12 protein-coding genes are annotated in these 14,281 nt (G+C 72.6%); 8 read left to right on the top strand and 4 right to left on the bottom strand.

Translation table 11 applies throughout. From position 1 onward, the window contains the following. Positions 1–65: 65 nt before the first annotated feature. A complete protein-coding gene (locus AB0A97_RS15470; protein WP_361149286.1) occupies positions 66–839 on the top strand; it encodes an SDR family oxidoreductase in 774 nt (257 codons plus the stop codon). A gap of 65 nt (positions 840–904) precedes the next feature. Here the strand turns inward: AB0A97_RS15470 and AB0A97_RS15465 are convergent, their stop codons facing one another. Both AB0A97_RS15465 and AB0A97_RS15460 read right to left on the bottom strand, forming a co-directional pair. Beyond that, positions 905–2,461 carry a hypothetical protein gene (locus tag AB0A97_RS15465; RefSeq protein WP_361149283.1) on the bottom strand — a complete coding sequence of 519 codons (1,557 nt, stop codon included), beginning with the start codon at positions 2,459–2,461 and terminating at the stop codon, positions 905–907. 54 nt (positions 2,462–2,515) lie between these two features. Then, positions 2,516–4,495: a DUF2264 domain-containing protein gene (locus AB0A97_RS15460; RefSeq protein WP_361149281.1), complete on the bottom strand. Its 1,980-nt coding sequence runs from the start codon at positions 4,493–4,495 to the stop codon at positions 2,516–2,518. A gap of 221 nt (positions 4,496–4,716) precedes the next feature. On the opposite strand from AB0A97_RS15460, the gene AB0A97_RS15455 reads away from it, so the two are divergent. The 7 genes from AB0A97_RS15455 (at position 4,717) to AB0A97_RS15425 (ending at position 11,778) form a co-directional block, all read left to right on the top strand. Continuing rightward, positions 4,717–5,970, top strand: a complete 1,254-nt coding sequence (locus AB0A97_RS15455; protein ID WP_361149278.1) for a substrate-binding domain-containing protein — start codon at positions 4,717–4,719, stop codon at positions 5,968–5,970. 215 nt (positions 5,971–6,185) lie between these two features. Beyond that, positions 6,186–7,505: an extracellular solute-binding protein gene (locus tag AB0A97_RS15450; protein ID WP_361149275.1), complete on the top strand. Its 1,320-nt coding sequence runs from the start codon at positions 6,186–6,188 to the stop codon at positions 7,503–7,505. Further along, complete coding sequence (locus tag AB0A97_RS15445; RefSeq protein WP_361149273.1) at positions 7,502–8,443, top strand: sugar ABC transporter permease; 942 nt, start codon at positions 7,502–7,504, stop codon at positions 8,441–8,443. Before AB0A97_RS15450 ends, AB0A97_RS15445 begins: the two co-directional genes overlap by 4 nt. Beyond that, positions 8,443–9,378 carry a carbohydrate ABC transporter permease gene (locus AB0A97_RS15440; RefSeq protein WP_361149271.1) on the top strand — a complete coding sequence of 312 codons (936 nt, stop codon included), beginning with the start codon at positions 8,443–8,445 and terminating at the stop codon, positions 9,376–9,378. Before AB0A97_RS15445 ends, AB0A97_RS15440 begins: the two co-directional genes overlap by 1 nt. Before the next feature lie 28 nt (positions 9,379–9,406). Next, positions 9,407–10,456 carry a hydroxyacid dehydrogenase gene (locus AB0A97_RS15435; RefSeq protein WP_361149268.1) on the top strand — a complete coding sequence of 350 codons (1,050 nt, stop codon included), beginning with the start codon at positions 9,407–9,409 and terminating at the stop codon, positions 10,454–10,456. Positions 10,457–10,573: 117 nt separating this feature from the next. After that, the gene (locus AB0A97_RS15430; RefSeq protein WP_361149265.1) at positions 10,574–11,407 is read left to right on the top strand and encodes a hypothetical protein; all 834 of its coding nucleotides are present in this window, start codon (positions 10,574–10,576) and stop codon (positions 11,405–11,407) included. A gap of 5 nt (positions 11,408–11,412) precedes the next feature. Then, on the top strand, positions 11,413–11,778 hold the full coding sequence (locus AB0A97_RS15425) for a GntR family transcriptional regulator (RefSeq protein ID WP_361150156.1): 366 nt from the start codon (positions 11,413–11,415) through the stop codon (positions 11,776–11,778). Positions 11,779–11,855: 77 nt separating this feature from the next. Here AB0A97_RS15425 and groL read toward each other — a convergent pair whose 3' ends face one another. Continuing rightward, positions 11,856–13,478: a chaperonin GroEL gene (gene groL / locus AB0A97_RS15420; protein WP_030022439.1), complete on the bottom strand. Its 1,623-nt coding sequence runs from the start codon at positions 13,476–13,478 to the stop codon at positions 11,856–11,858. Between the two features lie 103 nt (positions 13,479–13,581). Further along, positions 13,582–13,890: a co-chaperone GroES gene (groES, locus tag AB0A97_RS15415; RefSeq protein ID WP_030022440.1), complete on the bottom strand. Its 309-nt coding sequence runs from the start codon at positions 13,888–13,890 to the stop codon at positions 13,582–13,584. Between the last annotated feature and the right edge of the window lie 391 nt (positions 13,891–14,281).

Genomic DNA, 14,281 nt, shown 5'->3' with positions numbered 1-14,281 from the left:
CGGGCCCCGGCCGACGGGCACCGGCCGGGGCGGTCGGTGTGCGCGGATGCGGATAGCGTGCCCGTATGACGACTGCATTGATTACGGGAGCGACGGCGGGCATCGGCGCCGCTTTCGCCCGCCGGCTGGCGGGCGACGGCCACAACCTGGTGCTCGTGGCGCGCAACGAGAAGCGGCTGCGCGAGCAGGCCACCGAGCTGCACGACCGGCACGGCGTCGAGGTGTCCGTGCTGGTCGCCGACCTGGCGACGGAGGACGGCATCGCCGCGGTCGAGAAGCGGCTCGGCGACCGCACCCACCCGGTGGACCTGCTGGTCAACAACGCGGGCTTCGGCAACAAGGGCGAGTTCCTGGACGTGCCGATGGCCGACGAGCTGATGATGCTCAAGGTGCACTGCGAGGCGGTGCTGCGGCTGACGTCGGAGGCGCTGAAGGGGATGCGCGAGCGGCGTCGTGGCGGGGTCGTCAACGTGGCCTCGGTGGCCGCGTTCGTGCCGCGCGGCACGTACGGGGCGAGCAAGGCGTGGGTCGTGCAGTTCACCCAGGGCGCCGCCCGTGACCTGGCGGGCAGCAACGTACGGCTGATGGCGCTGTGTCCGGGCTTCGTGCGGACCGAGTTCCACGAACGGGCCGGAATGGGTACGGACAACATCCCCGACTGGATGTGGCTGGACCCCGACAAACTGGTGGACGCTGCGATGAAGGACCTGGCGCGCGGCAAGTCGCTGTCGATCCCGGACCCGCGCTACAAGGCGCTGATGGGCGTGGCGAAGCTGGCGCCGCGCAACCTCCTCGGCGGGATCACGTCGAAGACGGGACGCAAGTACGGGCCGCAGTGACGCGGCGCGGTACGGGCCGTGGGTGGTACGGGCCTTAGGGCGCGGCCCGTACCGTCCTGGAGTCGTCAGTGGACGCCGGGGCCCTCGTAAGCGCCGATGGTGGGGGCTCCGGCGGGCAGCGGTGTGCCGAAGTAGTCGCGGCCGCCGTTGCCCGCCACGTGCCGTCCGGCGGCGTGGGCAGGTGACCCGGCGGTCAGGCGGAAGTCGTCGCGCAGTCCGGGGTCGGCCGTGGTGCCGCCGGGGTTGGCGGGCAGGTGCGCCGGCGGCAGGCCGTGGAAGACGTTGTGGTCGAAGCGCAGGCCGGGTGTGGGGTTCTTGAGGGCGTAACCGCCCTGTCCGCGGCTGACGAAGATGTTGTTGCGGACGGTCAGTTGGTGGTCGGTGGTGGTGGGGGACGAGGTGTCGTCCTGGACCAGGTAGGCGGGGATGCGGTCCGTGTTGAGGAAGCTGTTGTTGTAGATGCGGGTGTCGAGGACGGGGCCCGCGCAGTTCTGGATCAGGCGCGCGCCGTCGTTGCGGCTGACGTTGTAGCGGACGGTGGTGCCGACGGTCTTGGCGCCGCTGTACGGGCACAGCAGCAGGAAGCCGCCCTTGTTGTCGTGGCTGTTGTTGTACTGGAACACCGTGTTCCGGGAGGCGCCGTCGGCGTCGAAGGACATGCCGTCGTGTGTGTTGCCGCCGCCGGAGACCTCGTTGAACTGGACGAGGGTGTCGTCGGTGTTGAACGTCCAGACCCCCGCGTTGGCCGAGGGCGAGCGGAGCTGGAAACCGTCCACCCGGTTGTGCTCGACGACGGCGCCCGCCGTGGTGTCCAGCTTGATGCCGTCGCCCGCCAGTGACCTGAGGGTGTTGTGGTGGACGCGGACCCGGGTGCTCGGGGTCCAGGCGCCGGGGTAGGTGTGCGGGTCCTGCTGGTTGCCGACGAGGGGGCGCCTGGACCAGGTGGACTTGAAGTACACGCCCTCCCGGTCGACGTCCTCGATGCGGTTCCCGGCGATCTCCAGCCCGTCGTAGCGGCTGGGCCGCGCCGTGCCCTCGACCGCGACATGGATGCCGCTGGACCCGGTCAGGGTCTTGGCGTCGCCGCCGCGTACGTCGTGCACGTACAGCCCGGTGACCGCGATACCGCGGGCGGTGCCGTAGTCGGTCAGGCGCAGCCGTACGCCGTTGCGTTCGCTGCCGGGGCGTGCCGCGTTGACGATTTCCAGCGCGCTGAGCCGTACGTACTGCGTGTTGCCCAGCAGCACGGTGTCGTGGGCGCCGGCCCCGTCCAGTCGGGCACGGGCGGCGGCGCTCCCGTAGTCGGCGATGGTGAAGGGCGCGGTGGCGGAGCCCTCGCCCCTGGGGGCGAGGGTGCCGGTGCAGGTGATGCCGCGGCGGAACAGCAGGCGGTCGCCAGGCCCGTACGGCTGAGCGTTGGCCTGGGCCAGGGTGGACCAGGGGCGGGCGCGCGAGCCGTCGCCCCCGGCGGGCGCGGCGCAGTCGACGTGGAAGGCGTGGCCTGCCGAAGCGGAGGGGCGGTCGGCGGCGCACGCGCCGGGGGCTGCGACAAGCGTGAGCGCGGCGGACAGAGCGAGCACGGTGGGCCAAGCGCGCGCGGCGGCGCGCGGTCCGGGTCTCATGGCCCTGTTCCTGGTGCGGTTCCTGGTCCGGGTCGCATGGTCCGTGGGCCTCCGTTACGGGGCGGTGGCGGTGTCCGCGGTCAGGGTCAGGGTGCTGGTGGTGCCGTCCTTCCAGGTCACGTGGATGGCGTGGGAGCCGCTGAGCCGGACCTCGGCCAGCGTGCGGGCCGGCGCCGGGTCGGCCTCGGCGGTGAGCGAGGCGATCGAGACGAAGAGGGCGGCTTCGGGGGCGTCCGGCACCGTGCCGTCGAGGCAGGCGGTGCGGGTGTGCTCCCCGAAAGGCGTGCTGCCGGTCGGTACGGTCCGCGGCTGCCCGCCGTCCTGGGTGAAACCGTGTACGGCGTGGAGCTGGGCGGTCGGCCCGTCGTCCGGGACGGCCCAGCCGGTCTGGCGTACGGGCGTGCCGGGCGCGGCCCCGGTGACGAGGTGGACGCGTACCTCGGCGCGGCCGTGCGCCAGCGTCGCGGACCGGACCCGTACTCCGGCGAGTTCGGAGCCGTCCGCGCGGCGCGGTGTGTGCGCCGAGGCGGCCCAGCCCGGTCCGCTGCCCAGCGGTTCGACCGGGCCGCGGCCGGTGGACGCGCCGTCCACCAGCAGCGCGAAGTGGTTGTCCGGGGTCGCGACGGGGGTGGTGTCGGAACCGGGGTTCGCCGCCGTGTCCACGATCGCCACGGTCTCCTCGGCGGCCGACGGCCCCGTACGCGTCGAGTAGGCGAACCGCGCGTAGTTCGGGTCGGCCGGGCCGAAGACCGAGGAGCTGCCGTGGTTGTGCAGTCTGACCAGCCCGTCGGATGCCGTGGCCTGCACGAGCAGGCCGGGTGCGCGCAGCGTGGTGACGGCGTCCTCGGTCTCCGCCGGCAGCGGCTCCTCGCGCTCGGTCCAGGCGGGGTGGCCGTCCGGCAGCAGCAGGCCGAGCAGCCCCTTGGACGCCCAGTACGGGGAGGCGGGCCCGGAGTAGCCCTGGAGCATGGGGGCGTACGGGCCGTACCAGCCGAGCGGCAGGAGCCCTTCGTCCGTCACGGCGCCGTGGTCGACGAAGTGCCGCAGGGTGCCGGAGGCGAGGCGGCGGGTGGCGCCGGGGCTGAGCGGGGTGTGGCCGGTGAGCGCGCCGAGCCAGGGCGCGGCGAGGGTGGCGAAGCGGTAGGTGAGCGAGCGGCCGAACGGCATCGGGGCGCCGTTGGCGTCGAACATGCGGCGGTAGCCGTCCAGGTGGGCGCGCAGCCGCTCGCCGTACGTGTCGAGCAGCGCGCGGTCGCCGGAGAGATGGGCGTGCAGGACGGGATAGAAATGCAGCGCCCAGCCGTTGTAGTGGTCGAACGCCTGGTTGTCGCCGTCGCTGTACCACCCCTCGCCCCGGTACCAGCCGTCGATCCGCTCCAGCGCGCGGTCGACGGACGCCTGCGCGCGTTCCGTCTCGACGCCCGCGTCGAGGAGGAAACCGCCGACGGTCAGGCCGAACAGCCACCAGTTGTTGTCGATGGGCGGCGGGTCGAGGGCGGGCAGCAGCCAGTCGACGGCCCGGGTGCGGACCTTGTCGTCCAGGGTGTCCCACAGCCAGGGGCGGGTCAGCCGCAGGCCGAGGGCGACGGAGGCGGACTCGACGATGGCCTGCCGGGTGTCCGGGATGACCGGCCAGGCGTCGGGGTCCTTGCCGTCCAGTCCCGGTTCGGTCACCGGGTGCTCGGTGCCCGCGGCGAGCCCTTCGCCGTAGCGCGCCAGGTAGCCGTGCGGGTCCCGGCCACCGCTCCCGGCCACCCGGAAGGCGGCCGCGAGGAAGGTACGGGCGTAGCCTTCGAGGCCGTCCGAGCGCGGTCCGGCCCAACTCGGACGGGCGCCGGGGAGGTTGATGAGGCCGTTGCGGGGCGACGCGTACGGGACGACCGCCTGCAGGAGGCCGTCGGCCGTGGCTTCCCAGTGCGCACGGGTCCAGCCGGTGTACGGACTGCGCTCGCGGTCCTCCGGCGGCAGGGCGCCGGTCTTCCGGCCGGCGGGCCGGGCGGACTGCGGGGGCTGGGCGGGCTGGGGCACGGTCATGAGCGCTTCCCTTACGGTCGACGACCCCAGGAATCCTCAACTCGCCGCGATCGAACGTCAAGACCACCTGATCGAACGACCGTTTGCTGGGCCGTTCGATCACGCTGCACTAGGGTGCGTCCGCACCGTTTTCTCTTGTTTCTCTTGGAGACGGGCCGGGTCCGGGACCGGCCGCCGTCCCGGCCGGCACCCGTCCACCACACCGCGAGGGGGCTGCCGCCGTGCGCGAGCGTGCTGTGCAACGTCATGACCGCCTGCTGTCCTTGGTACGGCAGCGCGGCTCGGCCCGCGTCACCGACCTGGCCGACCAGCTCGGCGTCTCACCCGTCACCGTACGGCGCGACGTCGAGGCGCTGACCGGCAAGGGCCTGCTCGACCGGGTGCACGGCGCGGTGTCCTGGCCCCGGCGGCGCGACCGGGCCGCCGACGGCCGCGCGCCCGCCGCCGAGGGGCCGGTGCTGGGCCTGCTGGCGCCCTCGGCCACGTACTACTTCGCCGACGTGATCCGCGGCGCCCACGAGGCCGCGGCGCGGGCCGGGGCCCGGCTCGTCCTGCGGATATCCGACTACCGGCCCGAGGAGGACCCGGCGCGCGCCGAAGGACTGCTGTCCGCCGGCGCCGAAGGGCTGCTCGTCGCGCCGGGCTGGCGCGGCCCGGGCGACCCGGCCGAGTACGGCGGCTGGGTCGCCGAACTCCCGGTGCCCGTCGTTCTGTTGGAGCGCAGTGTGCCGCCGGGCAGCCCGCTGGCGGGGCTGGACCGGGTGTGCTCGGACCACAGCCACGGGGTGCTGCTCGCGCTGCGCCACCTGATCGCGCGGGGACACGCGGCGCCACTGCTGGTGGCCCGCGCCGACAGCCCGACGGCGCTCGCCGTACGCGAAGGGTACGACGCGGCGCTGCGGGCCCTCGGCGTGCCGCGGCCGCGGCCGGCGATCGGGTCGGTGCCCGCCGAACTGGACCCGGCGGGCTTCGAGCGGGCCGTACGGGAGCTGCGGGCGGCGGTGGCCTCGGGGGAGGCGACGGCGGCGCTGGTGCACAACGACGTGGACGCGATCCAGATGGTGCAGCGGCTCGCCGAACTGGGCGTACGGGTGCCGCGCGACCTGGCGCTGGTCGCGTACGACGACGAGGTGGCGGCGCTGGCGGACACACCGCTGACGGCCGTGGCGCCGCCCAAGCGGGAGGTGGGGCGGCAGGCGGCGGGCCTGCTGATGCACCGGCTGCGCGAGCGGGCCGGAGGGGGTGGCGGTGGGGCGGCAGGCGGCGGGGAGCCGGGCGGGGAAGGTCTCGGGGGGCCGGGTCCGCGGCGCCACCTCACCCTGCTGCCGACACTGCGGGTCCGCGCTTCGTGCGGGGCGGGGAGCGGTACCGGGGCGGGAAGCGGTACGGAGGCGGGAAGCGGTACGGAGGCGGGAAGCGGTACGGAGGCGGGCGCGGGAAGCGGTACGGGCGCGGGTGCGGGCGAAGGCACCTGACCCGTCTGCCCCCCTCCCGCCACCCGCTCCCGCATTCCGCCCCTCCCCACTCCCCGGCCGCTCGGCCACCTCCGGACGCCGCACCCGCCTCCCCCATCCTGTTCTTTTTTCGATCAATCAATCTTTCGCTCTTGACTTCGCTCAAGGCCGGCCCAAGGATCGCGGATCGCGGCCATCACCTTCGCGCCGCGCCCCCCATGCTCAGGAGCCGCGCCATGAGCCCCAGTTGGAGCAGAACGACGCTCGCGCTAGCCGGCGGCCTCACCGCCCTGACCCTGCTGACGGCCTGCGGCGGCAGTGGCGCCGCCGGGAGCGAAGGCCCCGTGACCCTGACGTACTGGGGCTGGACCAAGGGCACGAAACAGGCCGTGGACGCGTTCAACGCCACCCACCGCGACACGAAGGTACGGTTCGAGGAGATCCCCTCGGGCACCGCGGGCGGCTACGCCAAGATTTCCAACGCGGTCAAGGCGGGCAACGCGCCCGACCTGGTCAGCGTCGAGTACCCGACCCTCCCGGAGTTCGTCAGCCAGGGCGCCGTCCGGGACATCACCCCGTACGTGACGCCCGAGCTGAAGCGGAAGCTGCTGCCGCAGGCCGTCCGGCTCACCACCCTCGGCGGCCGCGACTGGGCCGTCCCCTTCGACGCCGCGCCGCAGGTCTACTACTACCGCAAGGACTTCTTCACCCGGCACAGGATCGAGGTGCCGCGGACCTGGGAAGCCTTCCGCGCCGCTGCCGCCGCCGTGAAGAGGGCCGACCCGAAAGCGCGCGCCGGCACCTTCTTCCCCGACGACCCGACCACCTTCGAGGCGATGGCCTGGCAGGCCGGCGCCCACTGGTTCGCCACCGAGGGCGACTCCTGGAAGCTGAACACCACGGACCCGGCGACCAGGAAGGTCACCGACTACTGGCAGGGCCTCCTCCGGGACGGCCTGGTGCACACCCACGCCTCCTTCAGCCCCGGGTGGACCAACTCGCTCAAGAGCGGCGGCACCGTCGGCTACCTCGGCGCCTCCTGGGGCGCGGGCGTCCTCAAGGGCACCCTGCCCGACCAGAGCGGCAAGTGGGCCGCGGCGCCCGTGCCGAGCTGGGACGGCAGGCCCGCCAGCGGCATGCTCGGCGGCTCCACGACCGCCGTGACCAAGAACAGCCGCCACCCCGAGGCCGCGGTACGGTTCGCGACCTGGATGTCCACCTCCGCCGACGCGGTCAAGGCCCGGGTCGCCTCCGGCGAGTCCAGCGCCTACCCGGCCGCCACGGCACTGCGCCCGGTGGCCCGGCGGGCGTTCGACACCCGCTACTACGGCGGCCAGGACGTCTATGCCCTCTTCGACGCCGCGGCCGCCTCGGTCAACGGCGCGTGGGGCTGGGGCCCGGCCACCGGCACCACCAACACCACCCTCAAGGACGAGTTCGGCAAGGTCGCGGGCGCGGGCGGCGGCACCGGCTCGCTCACCGCCGCGGTACGCGCCGGCAGCGACGCGACCGTGCGCGAACTGCGGAAGCGCGGCCTGAAGGTCATGGGCCGGTGAACGCCAAGGCGCGCGCCGCCACCGTCCTGCTCACCCCCTTCTTCGCCCTGTTCGCCGTGGTCATGGTGGTCCCGATCGGGTACGCGGTCTGGCTCAGCCTCTTCACCGAGAAGCAGTCCGGCCTCGGCTTCGGCGGTACGCGCACGGTCTTCAGCGGACTCGGCAACTACGCGGCGGCGCTCGGCGACCACGCCTTCCGCGACGGCTTCCTCGTCCTCCTCGGCTACTGCGCCCTCTACCTCCCCCTCCTGCTGGCCGGGGCGCTGACGCTCGCCCTGCTGCTGGACTCCGCCCTCGCCCGCGCCCGGCGCTTCTTCCAGCTCGCCCTGTTCCTGCCGCACGCCGTGCCCGGCATCATCGCCGCCCTGATCTGGGTCTACCTCTACACGCCCCAGCTCAGCCCGGTCGTCGCCGCGATGGAGTCCGGCGGTCTCGGCTTCGACTTCCTGTCCCCCTCCGGAGCGCTGCCCTCGGTCGTCAACATCGCCCTGTGGGAGTGGCTCGGCTACAACATGGTCATCTTCTACGCCGCCCTCCAGGCCGTCGACCGCTCCGTGATCGAGGCCGCGACGGTGGACGGCGCGGGCGCCTGGCGCGTCGCGACCGGCGTCAAGATCCCCCTCATCCGCCCCTCCCTCGTCATGGTGGCCCTCTTCACCGTCATCGGCTCGCTCCAGCTCTTCACCGAGCCGCTGATCCTCAACCAGGGCTCCGGCTCCGCCGTCACCTCCTCCTGGACGCCGAACATGTACGCCTACACCGCCGCCTTCGCCCGCAACGACTACGGCCTCGCGGCCGCCGCGTCCGTCCTGCTCGCCCTCGCCGCCGCGCTGCTGTCCTTCGCCGTCACCCGCCTCTCCGGCCGCTCCTCCCGGCCCGGCCGCCGCCTGCCGGACGCCTCCCGTGTCCCGCTCGCCCACCCGAAGGGCAGGCCCTGATGGCGCTGACCCCCCGCACCGCCGTCGCCGGCCCGGCGGCCCCCGCGCCCGTACGCCCCTCGCGCACCCCGTCCGTACGCGCCGCCGGCCGTCACCCGCGCGGCCGCTGGCTCTCCCCCGCCGCCGTCAACGCGGCCCTCGCCCTCGCCGTCCTCTACACGCTCTTCCCCCTCGTCTGGCTGGTCACCGCCGCCACCAAGGACGCGGGCGGCCTGCTGGCCGGGGACGCCCTGTCCTTCGAGGGCTTCGACCTGGCCGGCAACCTCTCCCGCCTCGCCTCGGAGGGCGACGGCATCTACTTCCGGTGGTACGCCAACAGCCTGCTCTACGCGGGCGCCGGCGCCGCGCTCTGCGCCCTGATCTGCGTGGCAGCCGGTTACGCCTTCGACAAGTACCGGTTCCCGGGCAAGGAGAAGCTGTTCGGCGTCGTCCTGCTCGGGGTGCTGGTCCCCACCACCGCGCTGGCCCTCCCCCTCTACCTGCTGGCCAGCCGCACCGGTGTGGTCAACACCTACTGGTCGGTGCTGGTGCCCGTACTCGTCAACCCGTTCGGCGTATACCTGGCGCGGGTCTTCAGCGCCGGCTACATCCCGGACGAGGCGCTCGAAGCGGCCCGTATCGACGGCGCGGGCGAGCTGCGCGTCTTCTGGTCCATCGGCCTGCGTATGGTCGCGCCGGGCCTGGTGACCGTCTTCCTCTTCCAGTTCACCGCGATCTGGAACAACTTCTTCCTCCCCCTCGTGATGCTCTCCGACCAGCGGCTCTTCCCCGTGAGCCTCGGCCTGTACGCCTGGAGCGGCAACGCGCACGGCGAGCCGTCCTTCTACCCCCTCGTCGTCACCGGCTCCCTCCTCGCCGTCCTTCCCCTGATCATCGCCTTCGTGACCCTCCAGCGGCACTGGAAGGCCGGACTCGCCGCCGGAAGCGTCAAGTGACGCCCCGAACCAGGAGCACGCTTCCACCATGCACCACACCACTGACAATTCCTCTGACCAGGCACTTTCCCGCCCCACCCTGCTGCTCGCCATGCAACCCGGCCTCGCCGGCCGTCTGCTCGCCGACCACCACCGCACCCGTCTGACAGCGCTCGCCCGCACCGATCCCGGCCTGGTGGCCCACGACTTGGCCGACCCGCCCCCGGCCGTGGCCACCGCGCTGGCCGACGCCGAAGTCCTCCTGACGTCGTGGGGAGCGACCCCGCTGACCGCCGCTGTCCTCGACCGGGCCCCGCGCCTGCGCGCCGTCGTCCACGCCGGCGGGTCGGTCAAACCCCATGTCACCGAGGCCTGTTGGGGCCGGGGCATCGCCGTCACCTCGGCGGCCGCCGCCAACGCGCAGCCCGTCGCCGAGTACACACTCGCCGCGATCCTCTTCGCCAACAAGCGCGTCCTGCACTCCGCACACCGTTACCGCGCGCTGCGCGCCCCCCACGACTGGCTCCGCGAACTGGACGGCGCCGGCAACCACCGCCGCACCGTGGGCGTGATCGGCGCCTCCCGCATCGGCCGCCGCGTCATCGACCTCCTGCGCCCCTTCGACCTGACGGTCCTCCTCCACGACCCGTACGTGGACGAGGCCGAAGCCGGCCGCCTCGGCGCCACCCTCGCCTCCCTCGACGACCTCTGCGCCGGCTCCGACGTGGTCACCGTCCACGCGCCCCAACTGCCCGCCACCCACCACCTGCTCGACGCCCGACGGCTGGCCCTCCTGCCCGACGGCGCCACCGTGATCAACACCGCCCGCGGCACCCTCGTCGACGGGACGGCCCTGCTCTCCGAGCTGGTCACCGGCCGCATCGGCGCCGTACTCGACGTCACGGACCCCGAACTGCCGCCCCCCGACTCCCCCCTCTACGACCTGCCCAACGTCCTGCTCACCCCGCACCTCGCCGGCTCCCTCGGCGGCGAGCTCCACCGCATGGCCGACCAGGCCCTGGACGAACTGGAGCGCTACGCGCAGGGGTTGCCGTTCGCGGATCCCGTACGGCCGGACGGGCTCGGGCGGTCGGCGTGAGGGCCGGGGCGAGGCCGGATCGCCGTCAAGTACCGTCTGCCTGCGGCCACTTCGCCCTTGACTTGTCGCAACCCTTGTCGCACCGTGTTGAGTCAAGGGTTGATACAAGGAGGCGTCATGCCGAAAGGAACGACTCCGGACAACGACCGGTCGGTGCGGCCGGTCGACCTTGAACGGGCCGGCGCGTGGCTGACCTGGCACGGCCTCGCCGACGTCCGGCCGACACCGTTGCTGGCCGCGCGCCTGGCGGCCCGGCGGGCCAGCCACCTGGCCGCTGATGTCCTGCTGGCCGTTTTCATCATCGCGGTCGCCCTCGTCCACACCGTCAACCGGTCCGACGGCGACGCGGTTGACGGGGCCGGGCCTCCCCTGCACTGGTCGCTGCTGGTCCTGACGGCGGTGGTGGCCGGGCTGGTGCTGGCCCAGTCACTGCTGGCCCGGCGGGTGCGGCAGGTCGACCGGCGGGCCGCGGCGACGCTGCCGCGACGGGCGGCCCACCCGGTCCGGCTCGGCTGGCGCACCGTGCTCGGCGGGCCGCGTGTCCTGTTCGCGGTTGCCACGTTCGCGGGCGCGACGGCCCCGGCGATCCATGCCCTGACCGTGCAGGAATCCACCGCACGGTACGCGGCGGCCATCCTGCTCATCGGGCTGGGCGGGATCGCGGCCGGCATGCTCGTCCAACTGCGGCATGTTCTGGCGCGCCCGGCCGTGGCCGACGACGAGGTCTCGCTGACCGCCGACGTCATCATGCGGGTCGAGGACGCCCGCTACGTCGCCACCCCCTCCGTGGTGTGGTGCCTGCCGACCGTGTCGGTGCTCGCTGCCGGGCTCGGCTGGTGGACCGTCGCCTGGCTTGCGTTCATCGCCCTGAGCGTCGTCGCGCTCGCCCTGATCACCGCGCGGACCGCACCGAGCTCCACGGTGGCACAGCACGTCATGAGCGACCGGTGAGACCGATGCTCGTCATCGACCCGGCCTCCCCCGTCCCGCCGTTCGAGCAGCTCCGCGCCCAGCTCGCCCGGCAGATCCAGGACCGCGCACTGGCCGTGGGCACCCGGCTGCCGGCCATCCGCCGCCTGGCCTCGGACCTCGGCCTGGCCGCCAACACCGTCGGCCGGGCCTACCGGGGGCTGGAGGAGGCAGGGCTGATCGAGACCCGCGGAGCGGCCGGCTCGTTCGTGTCCGCGGCCGGCGAGAAGGGGCGCGAACGGGCACGCCGCGCCGCCGCCGAGTACGCCGCCGTCATCGCCCGCGCCGGCATCGGCACCGACGAGGCCGTCCGCATCGTCCGAGCGGCGCTGGCCAACGGTTCCGCGGGATGACGGCGGGAAGCCCCGTCAACGGGACGAGGCCCGGCCCCCTCGAAAGGGGACCGGGCCTCGAACGGCGGTGAGCTGCCTCAGTGGGCGTGGCCGTGGCCGTGACCGGCCTCGGGCTCCTCCTCGGCCGGCTTCTCGACGACCAGGGTCTCGGTCGTGAGCAGCAGCGAGGCGATCGACGCGGCGTTCTCCAGCGCGGAACGGGTGACCTTGACCGGGTCGATGACGCCGGCCTTCACCAGGTCGCCGTACTCGCCGGTCGCGGCGTTGAAGCCCTGGTTCTTGTCCAGCTCCGCCACCTTCGAGGTGATGACGTAGCCCTCAAGGCCGGCGTTCTCCGCGATCCAGCGCAGCGGCTCGACGGCGGCGCGGCGGACGACGGCGACACCGGTGGCCTCGTCGCCCTCCTTGCCGAGGGAGCCCTCCAGCACCTTGGCGGCGTGCACCAGGGCGGAGCCACCACCGGAGACGATGCCCTCCTCGACCGCGGCGCGGGTCGCGGAGATGGCGTCCTCCAGACGGTGCTTCTTCTCCTTGAGCTCGACCTCGGTGGCCGCACCCACGCGGATCACGCAGACGCCGCCGGCCAGCTTCGCCAGGCGCTCCTGGAGCTTCTCGCGGTCCCAGTCCGAGTCGGTGGACTCGATCTCGCCCTTGATCTGGTTGACGCGGCCCTCGACGTCGGCGGAGTTGCCGCCGCCGTCCACGATGGTCGTGTCGTCCTTGGTGACGGTCACGCGGCGGGCGGTGCCCAGCACGTCCAGACCGGCCTGGTCGAGCTTGAGGCCGACCTCCTCGGCGATGACGGTCGCGCCGGTCAGGGCGGCCATGTCGCCGAGCATCGCCTTGCGGCGGTCACCGAAGCCGGGCGCCTTGACGGCGACGGCGTTGAACGTGCCGCGGATCTTGTTGACGACCAGGGTCGACAGGGCCTCGCCCTCGACGTCCTCGGCGATGATCAGCAGCGGCTTGGAGGAGCCGGCCTGGATGACCTTCTCCAGCAGCGGCAGCAGGTCCTGGATCGAGCCGATCTTGCCCTGGTGGATGAGGATGTACGGGTCCTCCAGGACCGCTTCCATCCGCTCCTGGTCGGTGACCATGTACGGCGAGAGGTAGCCCTTGTCGAAGGCCATGCCCTCGGTGAAGTCCAGCTCCAGACCGAAGGTGTTGGACTCCTCGACGGTGATCACACCGTCCTTGCCGACCTTGTCCATCGCCTCGGCGATCAGCTCGCCGACCTGCTTGTCCTGCGCGGACAGACCGGCGACGGCCGCGATGTCGGACTTCTCGTCGATCGGGCGGGCGGTCGCGAGGAGGTCCTCGGACACGGCCTTGACCGCGGCGTCGATGCCCTTCTTCAGGGCGGCCGGGGAAGCACCCGCGGCGACGTTGCGCAGGCCCTCACGGACCAGCGCCTGCGCCAGCACGGTGGCGGTGGTGGTGCCGTCACCAGCGATGTCGTTGGTCTTGGTCGCCACCTCCTTCACCAGCTGCGCGCCGAGGTTCTCGTACGGGTCGTCGACCTCGACCTCACGGGCGATGGTCACACCGTCGTTGGTGATGGTCGGGGCGCCGAACTTCTTGTCGATGACGACGTTGCGGCCCTTGGGGCCGATCGTCACCTTCACGGTGTCGGCAAGCTTGTTGACGCCGCGCTCAAGGGCGCGACGGGCGTCCTCGTCGAACTTCAGGATCTTCGCCATGAGTTACGTGTCCTTAGTCGTTCTCTGCAACGAACTGCGCCCCGGGATACCGGTTGTTTAGACGCGGGAACCAGGGGCGCAGAACTAGGCAATCTTCGGTGAATTACTTCTCGATGATCGCGAGCACGTCGCGCGCCGAGAGGACGAGGTACTCGTCGCCGTTGTACTTCACCTCGGTGCCGCCGTACTTGCTGTAGAGAACGACGTCACCCACCTGGACGTCGAGCGGCAGGCGCTCGCCGTTCTCGAAGCGGCCCGGACCCACGGCGAGGACGGCGCCCTCCTGGGGCTTCTCCTTCGCGGTGTCGGGAATGACCAGGCCCGAAGCCGTGGTCTGCTCGGCGTCGAGCGGCTGGACCACGATGCGGTCCTCGAGCGGCTTGATGGCAACCTTGGAGCTGGCGGTCGTCACGATCCGACCTCCCCCTTCGGAGATCTCACGGGGTTAACTGTCTGAGGTGGCGACCAGGTCGATCCGTCGTCGCGGGTGCCGGACCTGCCCGTCGCTGTGTTTGGCACTCCCCGGTGGAGAGTGCCAGAGCCGAGACTATGACGCGGTTAGCACTCGGTCAAGCGGAGTGCCAATGCGCCTTCGGCGCGTCTCTTCGGGGGGGCTGCTCGTGGGGCACCTTGCCCAGGTGGGGGGCTTGGCAATCCTGGGTTGCGCTTCGCGCGGGGGTTGTGGGGTGACCTGGGCTCGGACGGGGTTCGTTGTGGGAGCGGCGGGGGCGCGTAGGGGGCCAACTCTCCCCCAGCCTTCGGCCGGGGGTACCCCCAAGGCATCCTTTAGCTCCCCACGGCGT

It is taken from the genome of Streptomyces sp. NPDC045470 (genome assembly GCF_040646595.1).
Classification (GTDB): Bacteria; Actinomycetota; Actinomycetes; order Streptomycetales; family Streptomycetaceae; genus Streptomyces.
Note: the sequence above shows the minus strand (reverse complement) of the source record. Positions and strands in the feature narration are given on the sequence as shown.